Source organism: Chitinophaga qingshengii, from assembly GCF_014529935.1.
Classification (GTDB): Bacteria; Bacteroidota; Bacteroidia; order Chitinophagales; family Chitinophagaceae; genus Chitinophaga; species Chitinophaga qingshengii.
The window spans coordinates 3,274,099-3,294,103 of sequence record NZ_JACVFC010000001.1; the positions used below are offsets into that span (position 1 = coordinate 3,274,099).

The 20,005-nt window shown below is 46.8% G+C and carries 14 protein-coding genes; 5 read left to right on the forward strand and 9 right to left on the reverse strand.

What is annotated here, in order from left to right:
• Positions 1–9 precede the first annotated feature (9 nt).
• Positions 10–1,383 carry a S41 family peptidase gene (locus ICL07_RS12735; protein ID WP_188088281.1) on the forward strand — a complete coding sequence of 458 codons (1,374 nt, stop codon included), beginning with the start codon at positions 10–12 and terminating at the stop codon, positions 1,381–1,383.
• 77 nt (positions 1,384–1,460) lie between these two features.
• On the opposite strand, the gene ICL07_RS12740 is transcribed toward ICL07_RS12735, so the two are convergent.
• The 7 genes from ICL07_RS12740 to ICL07_RS12770 form a co-directional block, all read right to left on the reverse strand.
• Positions 1,461–2,141, reverse strand: a complete 681-nt coding sequence (locus ICL07_RS12740) for a hypothetical protein (RefSeq protein WP_188088282.1) — start codon at positions 2,139–2,141, stop codon at positions 1,461–1,463.
• Positions 2,142–2,149: 8 nt separating this feature from the next.
• Positions 2,150–2,905 (reverse strand): hypothetical protein, encoded by a 756-nt coding sequence (locus ICL07_RS12745; protein WP_188088283.1) that lies wholly within the window; start codon positions 2,903–2,905, stop codon positions 2,150–2,152.
• Positions 2,906–2,985: 80 nt separating this feature from the next.
• Entirely contained in the window at positions 2,986–4,404 is a 1,419-nt protein-coding gene (locus ICL07_RS12750; protein WP_188088284.1) for a hypothetical protein, read from the reverse strand.
• Between the two features lie 117 nt (positions 4,405–4,521).
• Complete coding sequence (locus tag ICL07_RS12755; protein WP_188088285.1) at positions 4,522–5,895, reverse strand: hypothetical protein; 1,374 nt, start codon at positions 5,893–5,895, stop codon at positions 4,522–4,524.
• A 20-nt stretch (positions 5,896–5,915) separates the two neighbouring features.
• On the reverse strand, positions 5,916–9,104 hold the full coding sequence (locus tag ICL07_RS12760; RefSeq protein WP_188088286.1) for a TonB-dependent receptor domain-containing protein: 3,189 nt from the start codon (positions 9,102–9,104) through the stop codon (positions 5,916–5,918).
• Positions 9,105–9,178: 74 nt separating this feature from the next.
• Positions 9,179–10,096, reverse strand: a complete 918-nt coding sequence (locus ICL07_RS12765; RefSeq protein ID WP_188088287.1) for a FecR family protein — start codon at positions 10,094–10,096, stop codon at positions 9,179–9,181.
• Between the two features lie 144 nt (positions 10,097–10,240).
• Positions 10,241–10,963 carry a carboxypeptidase-like regulatory domain-containing protein gene (locus ICL07_RS12770; RefSeq protein WP_188088288.1) on the reverse strand — a complete coding sequence of 241 codons (723 nt, stop codon included), beginning with the start codon at positions 10,961–10,963 and terminating at the stop codon, positions 10,241–10,243.
• A 140-nt stretch (positions 10,964–11,103) separates the two neighbouring features.
• Between ICL07_RS12770 and prs the strand changes: the two genes are divergently transcribed.
• From prs to ICL07_RS12790, 4 genes are all read left to right on the forward strand, one after another.
• Complete coding sequence (gene prs / locus ICL07_RS12775) at positions 11,104–12,033, forward strand: ribose-phosphate diphosphokinase (protein WP_188088289.1); 930 nt, start codon at positions 11,104–11,106, stop codon at positions 12,031–12,033.
• Positions 12,034–12,566: 533 nt separating this feature from the next.
• Positions 12,567–16,082, forward strand: a complete 3,516-nt coding sequence (locus ICL07_RS12780) for a SusC/RagA family TonB-linked outer membrane protein (RefSeq protein WP_188088290.1) — start codon at positions 12,567–12,569, stop codon at positions 16,080–16,082.
• Between the two features lie 11 nt (positions 16,083–16,093).
• Complete coding sequence (locus tag ICL07_RS12785) at positions 16,094–17,584, forward strand: SusD/RagB family nutrient-binding outer membrane lipoprotein (RefSeq protein ID WP_188088291.1); 1,491 nt, start codon at positions 16,094–16,096, stop codon at positions 17,582–17,584.
• 134 nt (positions 17,585–17,718) lie between these two features.
• Positions 17,719–18,429, forward strand: a complete 711-nt coding sequence (locus tag ICL07_RS12790) for a DUF2490 domain-containing protein (protein WP_188088292.1) — start codon at positions 17,719–17,721, stop codon at positions 18,427–18,429.
• Positions 18,430–18,619: 190 nt separating this feature from the next.
• Here ICL07_RS12790 and ICL07_RS12795 read toward each other — a convergent pair whose 3' ends face one another.
• Positions 18,620–19,063 carry a YcxB family protein gene (locus ICL07_RS12795; protein ID WP_188088293.1) on the reverse strand — a complete coding sequence of 148 codons (444 nt, stop codon included), beginning with the start codon at positions 19,061–19,063 and terminating at the stop codon, positions 18,620–18,622.
• A 55-nt stretch (positions 19,064–19,118) separates the two neighbouring features.
• Positions 19,119–19,658, reverse strand: coding sequence for a hypothetical protein (locus ICL07_RS12800; RefSeq protein ID WP_188088294.1), 540 nt, complete (start codon positions 19,656–19,658; stop codon positions 19,119–19,121).
• Positions 19,659–20,005: the final 347 nt, after the last annotated feature.

Below are 20,005 nucleotides of genomic sequence, written 5' to 3' on the forward strand. Positions count from 1 at the left end.
CCCAAAAACATGCGATCTTCCTTTCGTCCGTTTTTCCTTGGTAGTATCGTACTGATAGCCGCTTGCCGCAAAAAAGAGGATATTTCACCGGCACCGACAGGCCCCGTTACGCAACAGGAAATCAACAATTGGGTACTGGACAGTATGCGTTATTTTTATTTATGGAACGATCAGCTCCCTGCCAATCCTGATAAAAGCGCTGACCCTTTTACTTTTTTCAGCAGTATCAAAAACATCTCCGATCGGTTTTCCCTGCTGTACAATCCGGAAGACCCTGCCACCTATGCACATGATATCCGCAGTAAATACGGAATCGATTTCAGCATCATCAGCTGGCCGCAACGGCCGGAAGGCGTGATGGGAGTGATAAAACTGGTGGTCCCCGGCTCTTATGCAGCCGCAGCGGGCTTAAAAAGAGGTAGTTATTTTACCCGCATCAACGAAACCAGTCTTACTGCTGACAATGCCGCCGGTCTCAGTGAACAGCTCAGGACTGCCACCACCGGTACCCTTACGCCCGCAACGGTAACCGGTAACAATATCATTGAAAACATCCCTGTACAGCTACAGGGGAAACAAATTGTTGTCAATCCCGTGTATACGTCGGCGGTAGTCAGTACCACACCGCATAAAACAGGATATATCTTTTACAATGCTTTTATAGACGGATACAACACTAACTTGCTGGAGACATTCAGCAAACTGAAAAGTCAGGGCATCACGGAACTCATTATCGATATCCGGTACAATACCGGTGGCAGCCTGGCCGCAGCAGCCATGCTCACCGCGCTGATAGCGCCGGATATCACGGAGAACAATGTTTTCGTACAGTATAGTGGCAACAGCCGCCTCGGTTCCCGGACACTGAACTTCGCCACAGCACTTTCTGTTCCCGAAAATGCAGATCCTGTCAGCTTCGGCGCGTTGCAATCCGCCCGTCTTCAGCTGCCGCGGGTATTCCTGCTAACCGGCAGTCAGACTGTATCCGCCGCCGAACTGCTGATCAATAACCTCAAGCCCTATACGAAAGTGATACAGATAGGTGAAACAACGGTAGGAAAAGATAAAGGCGCGGTCATTGTAAAAGACATGCGCAGCCCCCGGCGTATTCCCTGGGTGCTGCAACCGATTACTTACCGTCTCTCCAATGCCAGCGGGAATGGCAACTACACCCAGGGCATAGCGCCACAATATCCGGTAGATGAGATGTCCAGTTTGCCGCTGTTACCATTGGGTGATGCCAGCGACCCATTGATTGCCAAAGCACTGGCCATCATCTCCGGTGGCGGCAGGGCTTCCACTGAAAACCACCATTTTACCCGTCATATCTACGACGCCGCACAACCCGCTGTGGTCAACAGCATGGTCATCATTCCAAAATAAAAAGGGGGAAAAAGGGGTCAACAAACAATCAGTAATAAATGGAGAATAATCGGTAAAACAGGGTTTCCAAAAGTAAATCAGCGCAGCCTGGCAGCTTTCAGATCCGCCCGTTCTGCTGGTAGTGCCCTCTGCAATATTTCTGCTATCACCGTTCTGCTGCCCGTTCCCAACAACAACAATCCTCCCCGGAAGTCTTTACTGGCAGCAGGGTAGTAATCCAGGTGCAGATGCCGGATAACACCGGAACTATCTTCCGGTTCGTTACCGCCAAAGGTCAGGTCACGAAAAGGCGTATATCCCTTCCTCACCGGAGCCTTACCCAATAACAACAGACCACTGGGCCCCTGTCCGGCAACTTTTTCCACCTGTATCCGGATGGGCAGCGTGGTAGTGCCGGCTGCTATAATATGCGCGCCGCGGGTAATCACCAGTCCGCCGCTATGACGGCCATCCTGTTTATTCACCGCGGTAGGCAATATATTGACCACTGCGCCGGCTTCTATCCGCAGGGTTGCTTCATTCCCTACATATACCCAGCCATCGATATACCAGGGATGGCTGGCTGTCAGTAAGGTGTTGGAAGCAATCACCTGCCTGATAGTGTCGGCCACAGGGATAATTTCCATTTTGATTTCCTGCGCAACGGCAGGATGTACAGTATCATTTTTTTTGCAGCCCGCAGTGATAACAGATAAGCTGCCTACACCATACCACAGGTATGATATAACACGGGTTATGTATTTATTGGCGGGGTACATAAAAAGGATTAAAGGTCAATGGGATTGGTCGTAATATACCCGGCGGCAGGATCATTGGCTACCGTGCATATTTGGGTCTTCCCTCCGAGTTGCGCACCCGTAAAAACAAAGAACTCAGATCCATCCGGCTGAATGATCACCTGTCCCGTAGCCGGATCAATTAGTTTTGCCGCAAATGTATATTCGTTCCCGTTATTATTTGTAGCCCTGAACCTGATAACCGGCGACAGTTTACCTCTTGACCAGCCTTTCATTACAGCCGGGTAATCCAATATATCGCCCGTTTCGGGGTCAGCAAAAATAAAAGAGAGATCATATTTTTCAAGAGGGAAAAAAGAAGCATCCAGCTTATTGAAAAACTGCACGTCAAAAGAATCTTTGGGCACCGCTCCGCCATTGCTTCCTTCTCCGATAAAGCCTTTCAGACCGAAGTCCTGGCTGTAGGCAAAGCGGAATTGTTGTGTATGGTTGGCAGCAATATTAATCAGTGTATCCGCAAGCAATTCATGTTTATTAGCATCGTAAGCGCTCAGTTTCCCCGGTTTGCCGGCGGGCACCATAAAAGAATTTCCCCCAATGGGATTAATTGTATCCAGTTGCCTGCCATCAAAATACATCATAATTTTCGGCGTATTAGGCAGATTCAGCAAGGTAACATGGACCTTGCCAACATAATGCTCTTCCGGGAGTTCACCCTTACGACAGGAAGCCATCAATGCGACTACAACTAAAAGAAAAAACAGGCGCTTAGAAAACAGATACATATTCAAAAAATTAGTAGAAAAAAAGATGATCATCACGTATAACAGATTTCTCCGTTATACGTGATGATGATTAAAAAAGATTACAGAACGGTCCAACCATTAGCCCAGGTAGTCTGTCCGGTAGGGAAAGCACCAGCAGCTTTGGCAACAGACAGGGTCTGCGGAATGTAGTTGTTAATAACACGGGTAGCACTGAACGGAGCATTCAATTTGATATTGAGGTTCGGATCGGCAGTCGTGTAACCTTTGTTGGTAGTGCCCAGCGGAGCAAAAGCAGCAAAGGAAGTAAAGTTAACTTCAGTAGAGAATGGATAAACATACGCATGAACATAGTTGTTGGTCAGGGTAGAAGTACCATTATCATACTTGGTTTTGGTATTAGCACCGGTAGCAGGTTTCTGCGTATCCAGGGAAATACCATAGTTGAAGCCCAGGAAGATAGAGTTGTTAACTACAAACTCAGCATTTCTTCTCAGGTGAGCAGCACGGCCATATCTACCAGTGCCGGAAGGCAGGCCAGTAGAGATAGAAGCAGCTGCAGCAGTAGGCTGACCAATGATAGTCACGTAGTTGTAAGTAGGATGAGTGTAAGGAGAGAATGCATCACCGTTAGCATTGTTGTCGCTTTCAAAACCGTTAGACTGGCTCTTGTCAGCACGGTTAGGATCAGATACGCCCAGTGCATACTCAATTTTACCGGAATAACCGTTGTCAGTGTCAAACATATCATCCAGGGCATCGATAGCCAGCAGGTGAGAAGCATTTACTGTACCGCCAAAGAACTCAAAAGCATCATCTTTGGATTTGTACACTTCAATGTAATCCAGTATAGTACCATTACCAACACCAGCCAGGGTCAAACCGTTCAACTCATTGTCCTTGGCGAGCTCGTAACCAGCATACTCAATTCTTACATAGCGCAGAATACCGCTGTTATCACCAGGCAGGTTGTTGGCCGGACCACCGTAAGTAGCGTCAGCAGGGGGAATACCATTAATACCTTCTACCACTACAGCAGATGTATGGTTGGTAGGAGCCTGACCCAGGATCACCACACCACCCCAGTCACCAGATTGAGGAACAGTTTCGTTGGAAGTGAAGACAATCGGGTTGTCAACAGTACCATCAGCAATCAGTTTAGCACCGCGGGTTACAACCAATCCACCACCTGGAGTACCGGGATCAGTAGTACCGGTAGGAGGGAGACCTTTAATACCTTTGATCACTGTTCCGGGTTCAATGGTTAACACGGCATTGTTAGTTACATATACCAGCCCATCCAGTTTGTAAACTTTACAGCTTTTCAGGGTAATATTAGAGGAGATCAAACCGCTGATGGTGCTGTCTCCACAGGTACCGGAAGCTCCGGAAGGACCACCGGCAACTACCGCACGGTCGTTCTTTGCTTCATTGTTCTCTTTTTTGCAGGATGTACCTAACATCATGCCCAGCACAGCTGCTGCAGACATGAGGGTTACCGCTAAGGGTTTCTTGTTCATGGGATTTTTACTTTTTAAAGTTTAAAACAAATGAATAAGGAATGAATGAATACCTGATCAGGATATACTTTTCGGTTATGCGCAAGAGCGTTAATGTGTATTTGAAGGATAATGTTATTATTGTAAGATGGTCCAACCATTAGCCCAGGTTGTATTTCCAAGCGGAAATGCACCTGCATTCCTCGCCGGAGACGATACCTGTGGAATATAATTGTTAATCACAGGTGGCGCCGCAAACGGAGCATTCAATTTAATATGCAGGTTAGGGTCCGGAGAAATGTAGCCATAACTGGTAGTACCAAGTGGAGTAAAGCCAGCAAAAGGAGTAACATAGGCATGAACGTAAACGTTGTTCAGCGTAGAAATACCAAGTAAATACTTCGTCAGGGTATTGGGTCCCGTAGAAGGCAAGGTGCCATCAATAAAAATACCACTGTTATAGCCCAAAAAGATAGCGTTGTTGATGGCGAACTCACTATTCCTTCTGAAATGTGCCACGTATCCATATCTGCCGGTACCAGTAGGAGGAGCATTGGTAACGGAGGCGGATGCCGCATTCCGCAGCCCAATAACAGTAAGGTAATTGACAGTAGGATGGGTATAGGGCGTTACCGGATCTCCATTGATGTTGTTATCGGTTTCCAAACCATTCGATTGGCTTCTGTCGGCACGGTCGGGATCAGCTATACCCAGGGCATAATTGATAGTACCATTGTAACCATGATCCATATCAAACAAATCATCTAACGGACAGATAGCCAGCAAATGAGAAGCATTGACGGTACCTCCATACATTCCAAAGGCATCCGCTTTTGCTTTATACACTTCAATGAAATCAAGCATGGTACCATTACCAACACCTGCCAGCGTCAAACCATTCAGGGCGCCCACACTGGTTTGCTCAAAACCGGCATATTCGATCCTGACATAACGCAGTATACCACTGTTGTCATTAGAAATATTCTTACCCGGCCCCCCGTAAGTTACATCGCCCTGGAAGGGAGTAGGAAGACCCGGGACAGGCAGGGCAGAAACCGGGTTAGCAGGCGCATTACCCACCAATACTACTCCACACCAGTCACCGGATGCTGGAGCCGCTTCATTGGAGGTGAAAACAATTGGATTGGCAACAGTTCCGTCAGCTACCAGTTTTGCACCGCTGGTAATAACCAATCCTCCACCAACTGCGATAGAAGATCCTTTAATTCCTTTGATGACAGTTCCCGGTTCAATGGTCATTACGGCATTATTGGTCACATACACCAGCCCGTCCAACTTATAAATTTTACAGCTTTTAAGGGTAATATTCCCTGTAATCACACTATTGATAATACTGTCCCCACAACTACCAGCGCTTCCGGAAGGACCTCCGGCTACCACGGCACGATCATCCGTAGCTACCCCATTTCCCTTTTTACAGGACATCACTGACATCAAAGTCATTATCGCTACAATAGACGTGAAGGTTATCGTTAAAAGCTGCTTATTCATAGAACATTTACTTTTAAACATTAAAATTTATACGTAAAAGTGGCACTATAAGTACGACCCGGCGACGACTTAAAATTCACCGCATCCTGCCCTGCATCATACCGCATCGCTTTCTTAGAAGGAGCCTCCCCTTTGGAATATGCATCATTTTGTTCCTCCGTAAATTGGTTGAGATAAATGACCGCATAACTGTTCAGCAGGTTACCTGCATTTACCTTAAACTCTGCATGCTGCTTCAGGAAACGAAAGGCTATCTGCGCATCCAATGACTGTAAAGGCCGTTCCATTAAAGACATTCTGTAAGTGGCATTGGGAAGAAAAACCCTGTTGGCCACTGAATTATAGGCCAGGCTAAGAGATACCGGTTTACTGTCGTAATAAATACCGGCATTGAACATAAAATTGCTGGCGCCCATCTGCGGCCTTTTTTCTTCCGGAGCAACCGTCTCCCTTACAACTACTTTCTGCGGATGGTCCTGGTCCATTAAACCAATATTAAGCAACATCGGTTTAACAGTAGCGTCCAGGTAGGTAAAGTTGCCATACACCGTAATATTGCGCAGTACAGGCGCATTGATGAAAGAAAGTGATTTCCTCATCTCCAGCTCTATACCATAGTTTTTAGCCGATTTACTGTTTAATAATTCATAATTGTTGTTCAAATCTCTCCGGTAAATTTCCATCGGGTAGGAAAGATCTTTATAGAACAAAGAAGCAGAAAGAACTTCACCTGGCCCCGGATACCATTCATAGCGAAAATCTACATGTTTGATAGTAGTGGACCTTAACAACGATGCGGTATAATCTCCCCCCAACTCAAAATCATATTCCCTGAAAACAGACAACTCCCGCAAATCCGGACGGATGATACTTTCTGAATAAGCCAAACGCAAATTCATCGACGAGGTGAGGGAATAGGTGAGGTTAACAGAAGGGAAAAACCGCCAGTTTGGTTCCCTGCTCAACAAGTCCGAATAATCATATTCCTTACCAGGTACCGTATTCAGTTTGGCGAATGTAGAATCAAGATTGTTGTTTATTTTATTCAGGTTGTAATACTCAGCCCTTACTCCCCATACTAATCTCCATTTCTCAGCAATCCTGTTATCCAGCATCGCAAATAATGCATGTAAGGCGGCAGACCGGCGCTTAAAATTATCACCAAACTGACTTATCCCTACCTGTAACCCATTTTCCGGTACAATCCTCTTTCCCAAAGGATAATAATTCTCTGAAGCATCTGTTCTGGAAAGAGTATTCAACACAAAAAACAACCTGTCTTTATTCCAACCGGCATAACCACCTTTGAAAGTATTATCAAAACCTACTTTGCCTGCATTAAATTTGAATGGAACAGACACAGCAGCTTCCCAATTGTAATTATTCTCCAATGCACGGCTCCATGATCTCAAAGCTCCTTCTGCAAAGCTGCTATTGTAAGGACCAATGGTAATATCGTTCCTTTCAGTGCCTTCAATGGGCAGGTATTGAGCCAACAAGGTGTGATTATCCGGCTTCTGCCGGTCCAGCTTCAGGTAACTGCCACTCCATTTCAAACGAATGCCCTTTGCTCCAATAGCATGTTCTCCCCGTAACTGGTTTTGCCACAAAGATGTTTGCATTCCCAGATCAAAAAGACCGAATGTATTTGCCCCAAAATTTCCATCACCAACACCAAATATCAGTTGTTGATCCAGCGTCCGCAGGTACAGCGACTGAAAACCGATCCTGCTTTTTTCCGTGCGGTATCCTACTCCCAACATACCTCCCAGGTTAGTCACGAAACTATGACGTTGCCCGTCAAACAACTTCCCCTTCAGATCTTCTTTACCTTCCGTTTCTGCAAACCCCTCTCTTCCTAATATAATATCCTGCGTAGACAAGGTATTACGATAGCTCACAGCCGCCACCAACCCCCATTGCCGGCCGGCATCGCCACGCAGCACATGTCCAAAGGAGGCCTGGAAATTAGGAGACACCGGCGCTTTAAACTTTGTAATGGTCCAGTTATTGTTAAATAACGCAGCATTTTTCCCTTCTTTCGTATAGTGGTCCGCGATATCAAATCTGTCTTTCCAATCCAGCGTTCCAAACAGGTAACGATGTTTGGCTGTATTACCCCAGTATTCACTGCCACTCAGTGGCAAAGAATAAAAATCCTTACCAGTGGTTTTATCATTGTAACTACCGCCTACGGATACATTCAGAAAATTTTCAGTAGGGATATCCAGGGTGTTCACCTCTACCAGGCCACCGCCAAATTCTGCACTACGGTCAGGTGTGATAGTTTTGATGACCGTTACATTTTCTACAATATTGGAAGGGATGATATCAAAACTGAAATTTTTCCTGTTCAGTTCTGTGCTGGGCATCACCTGCCCGTTGAGCATCGCCTGGTTATAACGCTCGCTCAGGCCACGTACTACTACATATTTATTATCCATTGTAGCCAAACCACTCACACGTTTTAATACTTCACCGATATTTTTATCCGGCGTACGGGCAATCTGTTCTGCACTGATACCATCTGTAATGGCTGCGTTATTCTTCTGCAGGGCATACAATCCTTCAACAGATGCTTTACGGTAATTACCTGTTACAGTTACTTCTTTCAGATGTGAACCGCCACTTTTCAACACAACGTTCAGCGGTACTATGCTTTTTTCTTTTACATTGATCTCTGTTACTTTTTTCGTTTCATAGGAAATAAAACTAAAGCTGAGACTATACACACCTGGTGTCAGCACCAGTTCATAACTGCCGTCTACTGCGGTGATGGTACCTTGTCCGCTCTGCGCTGCTACGGTAACACCGGGTAACGGCTCATTTTTATTGTCTACTACTTTTCCCCGGATACGGCCATCGGTTTGTGCTGCCGGAACAGGCACACTGCCTTTGCGCAAGGCTATCACTTTATCTCCCGCCAGCTCTATATCCAGTGGTGTATGCTGATCTATATAAGTCAATACTTCGCCTAATGGTCTGCCCGGAAAACGGGCTTCGGGAATTGTACACTGTTGCAGATATTCCGGATCATAAATGAAGGTATAGGGTGTTTGTTGTTGCAATGCTTTTACCACAACTGCAGCGGTCGTTTTACCCATCTGCAGCTGTACTTTGTCGGTAAGGGATTTATAGGCCTGTGCTGCTACCAGCAAAGGTGATAAGGAAACAAAAAAAGTCAACAGGATCATTACATGACATGACATACTTTCCCCTGTACAAAATCTGAGGGTAGATTTTTGCATAATGTGTTCTTTATATTTTTTGTGGATGTAGTTAGCTATTTATGATGCGCCTGGTAGGTAGTGTCATTCATCCGGACAAATGAAATGTTGTGTACATAACCCAATGCAGATAGTATTTTTTCGAGAGGCATATCCCGGCTGAATTCACCGGAAATGGTCTTCTTGCCCCGTACTGCGTCATCCAGCACAATCCGGCAGCCATAACGTTGCTGCAACCGGGCTAATGCATCTGCCAATTGGGTGTGGTTGAAATAAATTTTCCCTTTTTTCCAGTCCAGCACATCGTTCTTTTCAAAATTGGTTAGCTGTGGTTGTTTTCCGTCTGCGTAGTTCAGCATCTGACCTGGCAGCAGCACTTCGTTAAAGGAATCGGGTTTGCTAACCGCTACTTTACCTTCCAACAGACTAATCTGGATACTGCCATCTGCCATATTGGAAGTAGCAATATTAAATACAGTGCCCAGTACGGTCGTCGTCAAATGGCCGGTGTGTACAAGAAATGGTCTTCGTTCATCTTTAGCTACTTTAAAATAGGCTTCCCCCTGTAACCAAAATTCCCTGGCTTCACCATGATAACGCTTGCTTTGGTATATAACGGCAGCATGGGTATTGAGCCATACTTCACTGCCGTCTTCCATGGTAAACATCTGGATATTGTCGCTGCTGTTGTACAAGGTGTCCCACTTTAGGGCAACAGGCCGGGCAGCACTACGATGTTGCCAGAAAAAGGCGATGGAAACGATTACACCAATCATAGCGGCGGCGGCAGCGCCATACCAGAATTTAGGTACCCTGGGCTTCATCACTACCGGCGCATTGGCTTCCTCCCATTTCTCCGCCATAAACTCATCCAGCAGGGGAGTGTCTCCGGCGGTAAGCCATTCGTCCACAGTAGCTGCTTCCTGCACGGTGCATTGTCCTTTAAAATATTTTTCCAGTAACTGTTTATCCATATTCCCAACCCCTGTTCAGGGTGTTTACGGAAAGAGTACGTCCGGGAAATAAGAAGTTCCTAGTCCGTTTTGCAGGTTAACAATTTGGTAATATGAAAAAGGCTGTCCACCCGGACAGCCTTATATAACAAGTTCAAAACCAATCTATTGTTTCCCTTTCGATTTCTGATAATCTTCAAACGACTGCTTGATAAACAACAACAGATCGTATTCGGATGCTTCATTCAGAAACTGGTAACCGGGACGGTATTTATGCATAAATGAATCCAGCTCCGGCGACTGCAGTTTGGTCATTTTACCGACCAGTTCGGGAGAATAACGGTAATCAATATACTTTTCTTTCTCCCAGTATACCAGCTGGTCACGGAACTGCTCTTTGCGCTTACGTGTTTTGCTGGGCACCAGGTAAGTTAAGGCAGTAATAGGATTGGCCGGCAATGTTTTCAACACATCCATGGCGCCGGGCTTTTTATAATTGAAATAACGCCCGTACTCATCCCGCATAGCCAACGAGTCCTTGGTATGATTGATCCCCTTTACATTCACCCCCTGCAGTTCAAACAACCGTTTCTGCAGGTAAATATCCTGTGTGGTAGACATCCCCGGGGTAACTACCCGCCGCTGCGAATAACTCAGCATGGAAAACTCGATGGTATCTCCAGGCATCGCCTCTATATAATACCGCCCGCTCTCACTGCTGAGGGTACCCGTCATCGTTCGTTTGTTAACGATGGAAACAAATGGCAATCCCGTTTTGGTCTCCTGGTCCGCCACCATACCAGACAATCTTACCTGGGCAGACGTATGCTGTTGGCAAATAAAAAAGAAGATAAACAGTGCTCCGATATATATAAAAAAACGAATCATTGGACGTACTAATCTTTCAAATTTAACGTTCCCCCCGCTAATGAAAAGTTAAAAAAGGGGGCGTATGACAGTGCTCGATCGCAAAAATATTAATTATCAGCCTTATAAATAGCTTATTTTTACCTCAATTCACCATTATCATGCCACAGAAGATCATTTTTGCTACCCAACATTACCAATATCTGAAAGACCGTATACTGGCACTTCCCGATGCCCCTTGGGAAAACGGAACATTGGAAATCCGTGATTTCCCGGATGGAGAACACTACCATCGCATTGTCAGCGAAGTCAGTAACAAGGAAGTAATCCTGGTAGGAGGCACCATCGATGATAAGGAAACGCTCGAATTGTACGACCTGGCCAGCGGTTGTATTCAATTGGGCGCCCATTCGCTCACTATCGTGATACCGTTCTTTGGTTATTCTACCATGGAAAGAGCGGTGCAATACGGCGAAATTGTCAAAGCCAAAACCAGGGCCGTACTCTTTTCTTCCCTGCCCAATACTTCCCGGGGCAACAGGATTATGCTGATAGATCTTCATGTGGATGGTATCACCTGGTATTTTGAAAATGATATCCGCCCGGTTCATCTTTATGCGAAAGACTTCGTCAGGGAAGCCGCCCTGGAGCTGGCTGGCGGACAGCCTTTTGTACTGGCCAGTACCGATGCCGGCAGGGCCAAATGGGTGGAATCACTGGCCAACGATTTTCATGTACAGGCCGCCTTTGTTTTCAAACGCCGCATCTCCGGCGAAGAAACTGCTATCACGGCTATCAGCGCGGATGTAAAAGATAAAATTGTCATCATCTATGATGATATGATCCGCACCGGCGGATCTTTGCTCCACGCTGCCGAAGCATACCGCGATGCCGGCGCCCGCGAAATTTACGTGATCACTACACATGGTATCTTCGCCGGCAATGGATTCGAAAAAATTAAAAACAGCGGTATCATTAAAGGCATCGTATGTACCGATACCCACCCCAATGCATTACTTATCCAGGATGAGTTCCTGCAGGTTAAATCGGTATCCCAACTTATCGTGAACGCTATCAACGCTAAAAGCTAAACAGCTGTAAACCAGCCATACTCATATTTTTAGCCTGCCCCTTGGCAGGCTATTTGTTTTACCGCCCGATAGCGGAACACTGTAGCACGCGCTTTCGGAGCCGCTGTACACCCGTAGTATTTTCAACTCAAAAAGAATCAATGCTCAATTTTCGTATAATCGGTAACGATAGTAACACCGTCGCAGGGAGTGTGAGAATGTTTGAAAAACCGCAATGGGATATTCTTTCCGGCGTTATGCAAAATCGAATTTTCCATGCTGCGGACAATAAACGAATGATGGGAATACTAACCATACATCCGCGTAAACAAGCCACTGTTGCTATCAGCAACCAGGCCATTAAATTTTGTGGAGAAGAGTTTACAACGGTGGGAATTCCCACTACGAATTGAGGAAAAACCTGATAAAATCAATTTAAGCCCATTGTAAAAGGGTTTTCGATTGTATTGTTAGTTGATATGTATTGTCATCAAAACAATAAGCAGTCCGTAAGAGCTGCACAAAAAATTTGTAACCAAATCAAGCACTATACAATGAGAAGCCATGTACTAGCCTGGTCGGGGCTGTGCTATGCCTTTTTCTGCTATACCCCCAGCAGCGCATACACGAAACCCGAAGGGTATCTCACCATCCAGCAGCAGCCTGCGGATACTACCGTTCCGGTTGTTATCAAACCCGCTGCTGCCGATACCTCCGGTAAAAACCGGCAGGATACCACACAAAAACCCGCTCAGGACTCAACGAAACCCACTCAGGATACGTCAAAACCTGTACAGGATACATCAAAGCCTAAACAGCCTACCGCGAAACCCAAAGAGGATACCGCACTGATCCTCCCTCCGGATGATGCTACGGTGAAAAAAGAAATCGGGAAATTTACCCTCAATGGTCTGGTAAAGGACGATAAAGGCACCCCCATTCCCGGTGCGATCATCGTGAATAAAGCTACTAAAGCCAATGTGCAATCCAACCCGGATGGTAAATTCACGATCAAAGCGGGACAAAACGACACCATCAAGATAACTTCGCCCACTTTCGCTGACCAGACGATCGTGATCGAGAAAAGAGAACCGCTCACCATTACACTCACTCCTGTTAATGCCAACAAAAAAGTATTGGGAGAAGTGGTAGTTACCGCCCTCGGTATCAAGAAAAATCCACGCTCTGTAGGTTATGCCATGCAGGAAGTCAGCGGCAACGCGGTACAGGAAGCTAAAGAAGTCAACTTCGTGAATGCCCTCACCGGTAAAGTGCCCGGCGTTCAGATCAATACCAACTCCGGCTCTATGGGCGGCTCCTCTAAAATCACGATCCGCGGGGTTAAATCCATCCTGGGTGATAACAACGCTTTCTTCGTCATTGACGGCGTTCCCATGCAGAATAACAGCACCAACGATCCCGGACAGCTCAACGGCGGCGGTGGTTACGACTTCGGTAGCCCGCTCCAGGACATCAACCCGGAAGATATCGAAAACATCTCCGTATTGAAAGGGGCGGCCGCTACGGCACTCTACGGTAGCCGCGGCGCTAATGGTGTAATGCTCATCACCACCAAAAAACGCCCCGACTCGGAAAAAGGCATCGGCGTAACGTATAGCCTCAATGCCCAGATGGACCAGGTATACAAACTGCCTTCCTACCAGAACATGTACGGTGGCGGCGCCAGCCCACGTTTTGATACGCTCTACTATAATCAGCACCCCGAAGCATTCCTGAATGAACAAAGTGCTGCTTACGATGATAACAACGGTAAAGGCCGCTACGACCTGATGCCGCAGTACTACGAAGATGCTTCCTGGGGCCCGCGCCTGGATGGTCGCCTCGTTCGTCATTACTGGTCCTGGGATAAAGACAAAGGCAACCCGCTCTTCGGTCAGACAGCTCCCTGGGAAGCACATCCCAACAATGTAAAAGACTTCTACCGCACCGGCTTTACGCTCACCAATAATATATCCATGGCCGGTAGTAACGACAAAGGCGGATTCCGCCTGTCTTACGGCAATATGAACCAAAGCTTCGTACTGCCGAATGCTACTACCAGCCGCAACAACCTGTCCTTCAACGGTAACTACGAAGTGACCAAAGGTGTGCGGGCAGTGGCCTCCATGAACTACGTAGGACTGAAAGCCAAAGGCCGCCCTGGCACCGGTTTTACCGGTCCCAACCCGGCTCTTCAGTTTACCATGTTCGGTCAGCGCCAGCTGGATATCGAAAAAGAAAAAAACTACAAATACAGCGACGGCTCCCAGATCACCTGGAACCGTAAATCATGGAACGACCCGGCTGTTCAGTTCAGCAACGGCCCTTACTGGAACCGTTACATGGACTATGAAACCGACAGCCGTAACCGCCTCTTCGGTTACGCCGGTGTAGACATCGACGCCAATAAATGGCTCTCCTTCTCCGGTCGTGTATTCATGGACGATTACAACACCCTCGAAGAAGAAAGAACCGCGAAAGATTATCTCATAGGTGGTTATATCAAAAGGGTGCGTACTTCCCGTGAAATGAACTACCAATTAACGGCTGATATCAAAAAAGATTTCAGTAAAGACTTCCAGCTGAATGCTACCATCGGTGGTAACATCATGCACCGTAAATGGACTAACACCGGCGGCGCTACGCAACAGGGCCTGCTCGTAAAAGATGTGTACAACCTGAACAACTCCGTACAACCGGCTAAAATCATCGATGAATTCTTCGAAAAACAGATCAACTCCGCATTTGCTACCGCCAACCTCGGTTATAAGAACATGTTGTTCCTCGACCTCACCGGCCGCAGCGACTGGAGCTCTACGCTCTTAAGCGGTAATAACCAGTATTTCTATCCTTCAGCTTCCCTTTCTTTTGTGTTCTCTGATCTGCTGAAAGATTGGAAATGGCTGACCTTCGGTAAAGTCAGAGGTAGCCTCGCGGCCGTAGGTAACGATGCCGATCCGTACCGCATATACGATACCTACGAGTTCCTGCCGCCTTTTGGCAACTACCCGATAACACAGGCCTCCGGCACCAAATATACCAGGGACCTGAAACCGGAACGTACTACGGAAATAGAAACCGGTGTAGAACTGAAGTTCCTGGATAATCGTATAGGCGTTGACTTTACCTACTACCGCCGTCGTACGAAAGACCAGCTGCTGTACCTGTCATTACCTGCTGCAACCGGCTACACCACCGCTTATGCAAACGGCGGAGAAGTGGAAAACAAGGGTATTGAAATTGGGCTGAACCTGAATCCTATCCGCCTGAAAAATGGTTTCCGCTGGGACATCAACGCTAACCTGGCCCGCAACCGCAACAAGCTGCTGAGCATGAACATCGACCAGTACAATACTTCACTGCCTGTGTATCTTATCGGCACCGACCGCCGTACGCAGAAAGTATCTGTAGTGGCCATGGTAGGACAGCCGCTGGGTACGCTTATCGGTACCGACTATACGTACCTCAACGGACAGAGAGTAGTAGATGCTGCCGGTCACTATGTGCCTACTACTACCAGCGTACCACTGGGCAATGCTTATCCTGACTATGTAGGCGGTGTTACCAACACCTTCACTTATAAAGGCATTTATTTATCAGCACTGGTGGACTTCCAGCATGGCGGCAGCTTCTTCTCCTACACCAACCTGTATGGCGAAAAATCTGGTCTGCTGGAAACGACCGCGGAAAATGGTATCCGCGAAAACGGTATCATCGTACCGGGTGTTACGGCAGATGGTCATCCCAACACGGTGAAGATCACCGCACAGGACCACTTCGCCGCCAATGGCGGTAATGTCATTAGCCGGGCTAATATGTATGATGCCAGCTATATCTACCTGAGAGAAGCAAAAATCGGTTATAACCTGCCGGAATCATGGTACAAAAAGATCGGTGCGCAAAGTGCCCGTCTATCACTATATGGCCGTAACCTGTGGCTGATCAAGTCCAACGCGCCAAATGTGGACCCGGCCAACATCATCAATTCCTCCACCAACGTACAGGGAATTGAAGGAGGTGCGCTGCCTTCGCTCCGTTCCTATGGTTTAAACCTGAATGTATCATTCTAAAATTTGTGAAGATGACCAACAAGATTTTAACATATAGCGCTGCTTTATTGCTGCTGGCCGCCACGGCGTTCACCGGCTGTAAAAAGCTCGATGATATCAATCACGATCCTACCAAACCGACCACCGCAGAACCGCAATACCTGCTGGCCGGCGCTCAGAAAGCAACGATGGACCTGCTGTACAGCGGCCTGCAGAACGGGTATATTGCCATGCACTATGCCCAGTACTGGTCGGCCAATTCCCGTACGGACGATAGCCGTTACAAACTGGATGAGGGTAACAATTCTACCATGTGGAACAACCTTTACCGTATCTCCCTCAACAACCTGGAGACCATCGTACGGCAGAATTCCACCAAACCGGCCACGCCGGAACTGGCGGTACAAACGGCAGTCGCCCGCGTGTCTTCCTGCTGGATATACCAGATACTGGCAGATGCCTATGGTAACGTGCCCTATTCTTCTACCTTCCAGCTGGATGCCGGTAACCTGAAACCAGCTTATGACGATGCCAAAGGTGTGTACACTCATTTGCTGGATACCCTGCAGGCGCAGATCGGCATATTGGAAGGCAATAAAGGCGTGGTCGCCAAAGGTGATGCCATCTACCAGGGCAGCTCCGAAAAATGGGCTAAACTGGCGCATTCACTGATGCTGCGTATTGCCATACGCATGGCCGACGCAGATGGCGCTAAAGCCAAACAGATCATCGAAGCCCACTATCAACAGGCTTTCTCCAGCAACGATGACAATGCACAGCTCGTTTATCTGAATGCGGCGCCCAATAAATTCCCCTTCAACGATTCCGAAAGGGAAATACCGGATTTTTTCGTAAGCGCCACTATGATGGATTATATGCAGTCCACGAACGATCCCCGCTTGCCTATCTATGCCCGTCCTTCCAAGGATGACAAGGCCCTGAAAGGCATGCCTTACGGCTGGGCCAGCGCCGATGCTACCAGACCGTCTCCCGGGCATTTTTCCTACCCCGGCGTTCAAATCTACAGCGCTACCATGCCAGGCATCCTGATGAACTATGCCGAAGTGGAATTTATCCTGGCGGAAGCCGCTGCCCGTGGTATGAACGTAGGAGAGGCTGCAACGCATTATACCAATGGTATCAAAGCATCTGTTGACTACTGGAAAAAACTGACCAATAGCAACGGCATCACCGATGCGATGGTGGACCAATTCCTGGCAAAAGTGCCTTATAGTGCAGCCGACTGGCGCAATGTGATTGGTACCCAAAAATGGCTGGCACTGTATCCGCAGGGTTTCCAGGGCTGGTTTGAAAGGACCCGCCTGAATTTCAAAAAACCGGGTGGCCAGGACTTGTTTATTGCGCCTGTATCCGGCAGTATGGATGCGTCAGCGCCTTTTGTGCCTTACCGGCTGACTTACCTGGTAACCGAACAATCGCAGAACCAGGCAGCTTATAACGATGCTGCCAAAGCCATCGGCGGCGATCAGAAAGGCACCAAATTATGGTACAACAAATTCTAAATTATACTCACACTCAACTAAAACAATCAACCGGGCGCCTGCTTCTGCAGGCGCCCTTTTTTATGCTACCCCTTTTCCCAATCCGGGACTTGACTTATCTTTAAGCCCCCCTATAATAAGTTTTAAGCAATTTTATGAAGAATGTACTGTTATTACTGGCCGTAATAGCCCTGTCAGGCTATGCGTCGGCTCAGGAGACCACACATGCGTACCAGCACTGGTATACTTATTTCGGGAATGTAAAAATCAATCAGCGATGGTCTGTCCCTTTTGATATTCAGGGCCGCATCCGGGATGGTATCAGCAACAAAGGCCAGCTGCTCATGAGGGGAGGACTGCAATATGCCGTTAACAAACAGCACCAGGTATTATTGGGATATGCCTTTGTGCCCACTTATAGCGGAGTCAGCAATACATGGTTGCCGGAACACCGGATTTTTGAACAGTACATCTATAAAGCCCCTAAAATCGACATGACTCACCGTTTCCGGCTGGAACAGCGCTGGGTGGCGCAACCAAATTCCGCAGATGCACTCAAAGCTATCCAGGATTGGAAATATGGCAACCGCTTCCGTTACTTTAACCGTACCCAGCTGGATCTTAAACATAAACAGCAACCCACCCGCTTTTATGTGGCTCTGCAGGACGAAATATTCCTTAACCTCTGGGGTAACCACATCAACTCCCTTTTCTTCGATCAGAACCGTTTCCTGACCGCTGTTGGGTACAAATTCAGTCCCACCCTGAAGGCCGATATCGGTTATATGAACCAGTTCCTCCAAGCTGGTAATGGCGCCGGAAGCATGAATCATATATTGCATTTTGCTGTATTCCAGCAACTCTGATGGTCATGATTGTTGCTGATTTCGCTGATTCGCGAAGAGGGGGCGATGGCTTATCTTATCTTGTGCCTTTTTTTAAAGATGATTTAAGAGAGATGATTATATATAAACAATATTAATCGCTTCAATCTTCGCCGAATCAGCGAAATCAATTCGGGCCGTTAACCTTGAATACAATCATAGTTATCAGCCTTCACAGTTTTGGCTGAATCACCGCTTTGAAGCCTTGGTAGGCATCCTCTGTTTTAAAGGCACTAATGGGAATCAGGAAAAAGGTCTTTTTGTCGCGGTAGAGAAAGAAGAATTTTTTAGTTTCCACTACTTTGGAGAAATGGTGCCAGCTGATGGAACGTTCATGGTTGCTGGAGCGGGTGGATATCTGAATGCCTTCTTCGGAGAAGCGGAGATGGATATCATCCTTGAAGGTGGCGGCTTTGTTGTAGATGGAAATTGGCAGAAGGTACCAAAAAACGAGCCCTAACAGCAGTACCATAATGGTGATACCGGTGAGAGCGCCGGGCGTGACCAGGTTAAATCCATAGCCCGCGATGGTAGCCAGTAGCAGGATAATCAGCGTGTTACGGAACACCTTTATCTCCCCCCGATGCATGAAATGATAGCGCAATGCATGCAACACATCCCCCTTATTGTAACTGAACTCTAACTGCATTAGGCGCCTGGCAAAACGATTTTTATCTGTTTACGGAAATCGACATAGGGTTATCCATTTCATCACGTACAGTAACAGGTGCTTCCTTCTTCCGGTTTCGCTTCAGCGAAGATTGATACTCCTCGTTGAAACCCGGAAAGTTCTTCTTGATGAACAGGAAATATTGTTGCAGGGTTTTGGGGTCCACTTTGAAAGGGAACGCCAACTCCTTACCACCTCCTTTCAGGAAGTCGTTAGTGTTTATTTTGGTTTCGTTTTGTAAGTACCACTTGTAAAGGTCCACAATAGCTTTTTCCAACTCTGCTTCATCTACTTTCTCTGCCGTCTCTACGCGAGGGAATAATAATACAAATTCTTCTACCCTGACAGGCTTGGAGGATCGATCATTATTTTTGGCATTATTACGGTTATCGTTGTTATCACCGTTTTTATCTCCATTGTTGTCCCCGTTCTTGAAACCGGTGCTGGTATTGTCTCCATTACCATTCCCGTTACCAGTGTTGGCATTTGCTGATGTGACTGCGGCCAAAACTACCAACAGCATGAACAACAGCTTTTTCATAAAACATCCAATTTTTCGAGTCTTAAAAATACAATTATATTCCGAGAATTCTAACGAAGCGAAAAAAATACGTATATCCACCTGTCTGCCCAAAAAAACAAAAGCAATGGACGAACCATTGCTTTCGAGAGTCATTTACAGTGCATGATGATTCATGCGGTGTAGGAATATTTGGTTTTTCATAGGACAGTAACCATAATAAAAATTAATACAATAACAAATATAATAAAATTATATGGTGTCGGAAGAAGAAGTATAAAAATTAAATAATTTTTAATATGAGATCGAAAAATCTCAGAAATGAAAATTAAACGCCTTTAAATTAGATAAAATAAAATGTGAAACGA

Coding starts and splice junctions, on each gene's coding strand:
- ICL07_RS12745 (WP_188088283.1), bottom strand. CDS start 2,905: ATGTATCTGTTTTCTAAGCGCCTGTTTTTTCTTTTAGTTGTAGTCGCA.
- ICL07_RS12780 (WP_188088290.1), top strand. CDS start 12,567: ATGAGAAGCCATGTACTAGCCTGGTCGGGGCTGTGCTATGCCTTTTTC.
- ICL07_RS12760 (WP_188088286.1), bottom strand. CDS start 9,104: ATGTCATGTCATGTAATGATCCTGTTGACTTTTTTTGTTTCCTTATCA.
- ICL07_RS12765 (WP_188088287.1), bottom strand. CDS start 10,096: ATGGATAAACAGTTACTGGAAAAATATTTTAAAGGACAATGCACCGTG.
- ICL07_RS12785 (WP_188088291.1), top strand. CDS start 16,094: ATGACCAACAAGATTTTAACATATAGCGCTGCTTTATTGCTGCTGGCC.
- ICL07_RS12750 (WP_188088284.1), bottom strand. CDS start 4,404: ATGAACAAGAAACCCTTAGCGGTAACCCTCATGTCTGCAGCAGCTGTG.
- ICL07_RS12740 (WP_188088282.1), bottom strand. CDS start 2,141: ATGTACCCCGCCAATAAATACATAACCCGTGTTATATCATACCTGTGG.
- ICL07_RS12755 (WP_188088285.1), bottom strand. CDS start 5,895: ATGAATAAGCAGCTTTTAACGATAACCTTCACGTCTATTGTAGCGATA.
- ICL07_RS12735 (WP_188088281.1), top strand. CDS start 10: ATGCGATCTTCCTTTCGTCCGTTTTTCCTTGGTAGTATCGTACTGATA.
- prs (WP_188088289.1), top strand. CDS start 11,104: ATGCCACAGAAGATCATTTTTGCTACCCAACATTACCAATATCTGAAA.
- ICL07_RS12790 (WP_188088292.1), top strand. CDS start 17,719: ATGAAGAATGTACTGTTATTACTGGCCGTAATAGCCCTGTCAGGCTAT.
- ICL07_RS12800 (WP_188088294.1), bottom strand. CDS start 19,658: ATGAAAAAGCTGTTGTTCATGCTGTTGGTAGTTTTGGCCGCAGTCACA.
- ICL07_RS12770 (WP_188088288.1), bottom strand. CDS start 10,963: ATGATTCGTTTTTTTATATATATCGGAGCACTGTTTATCTTCTTTTTT.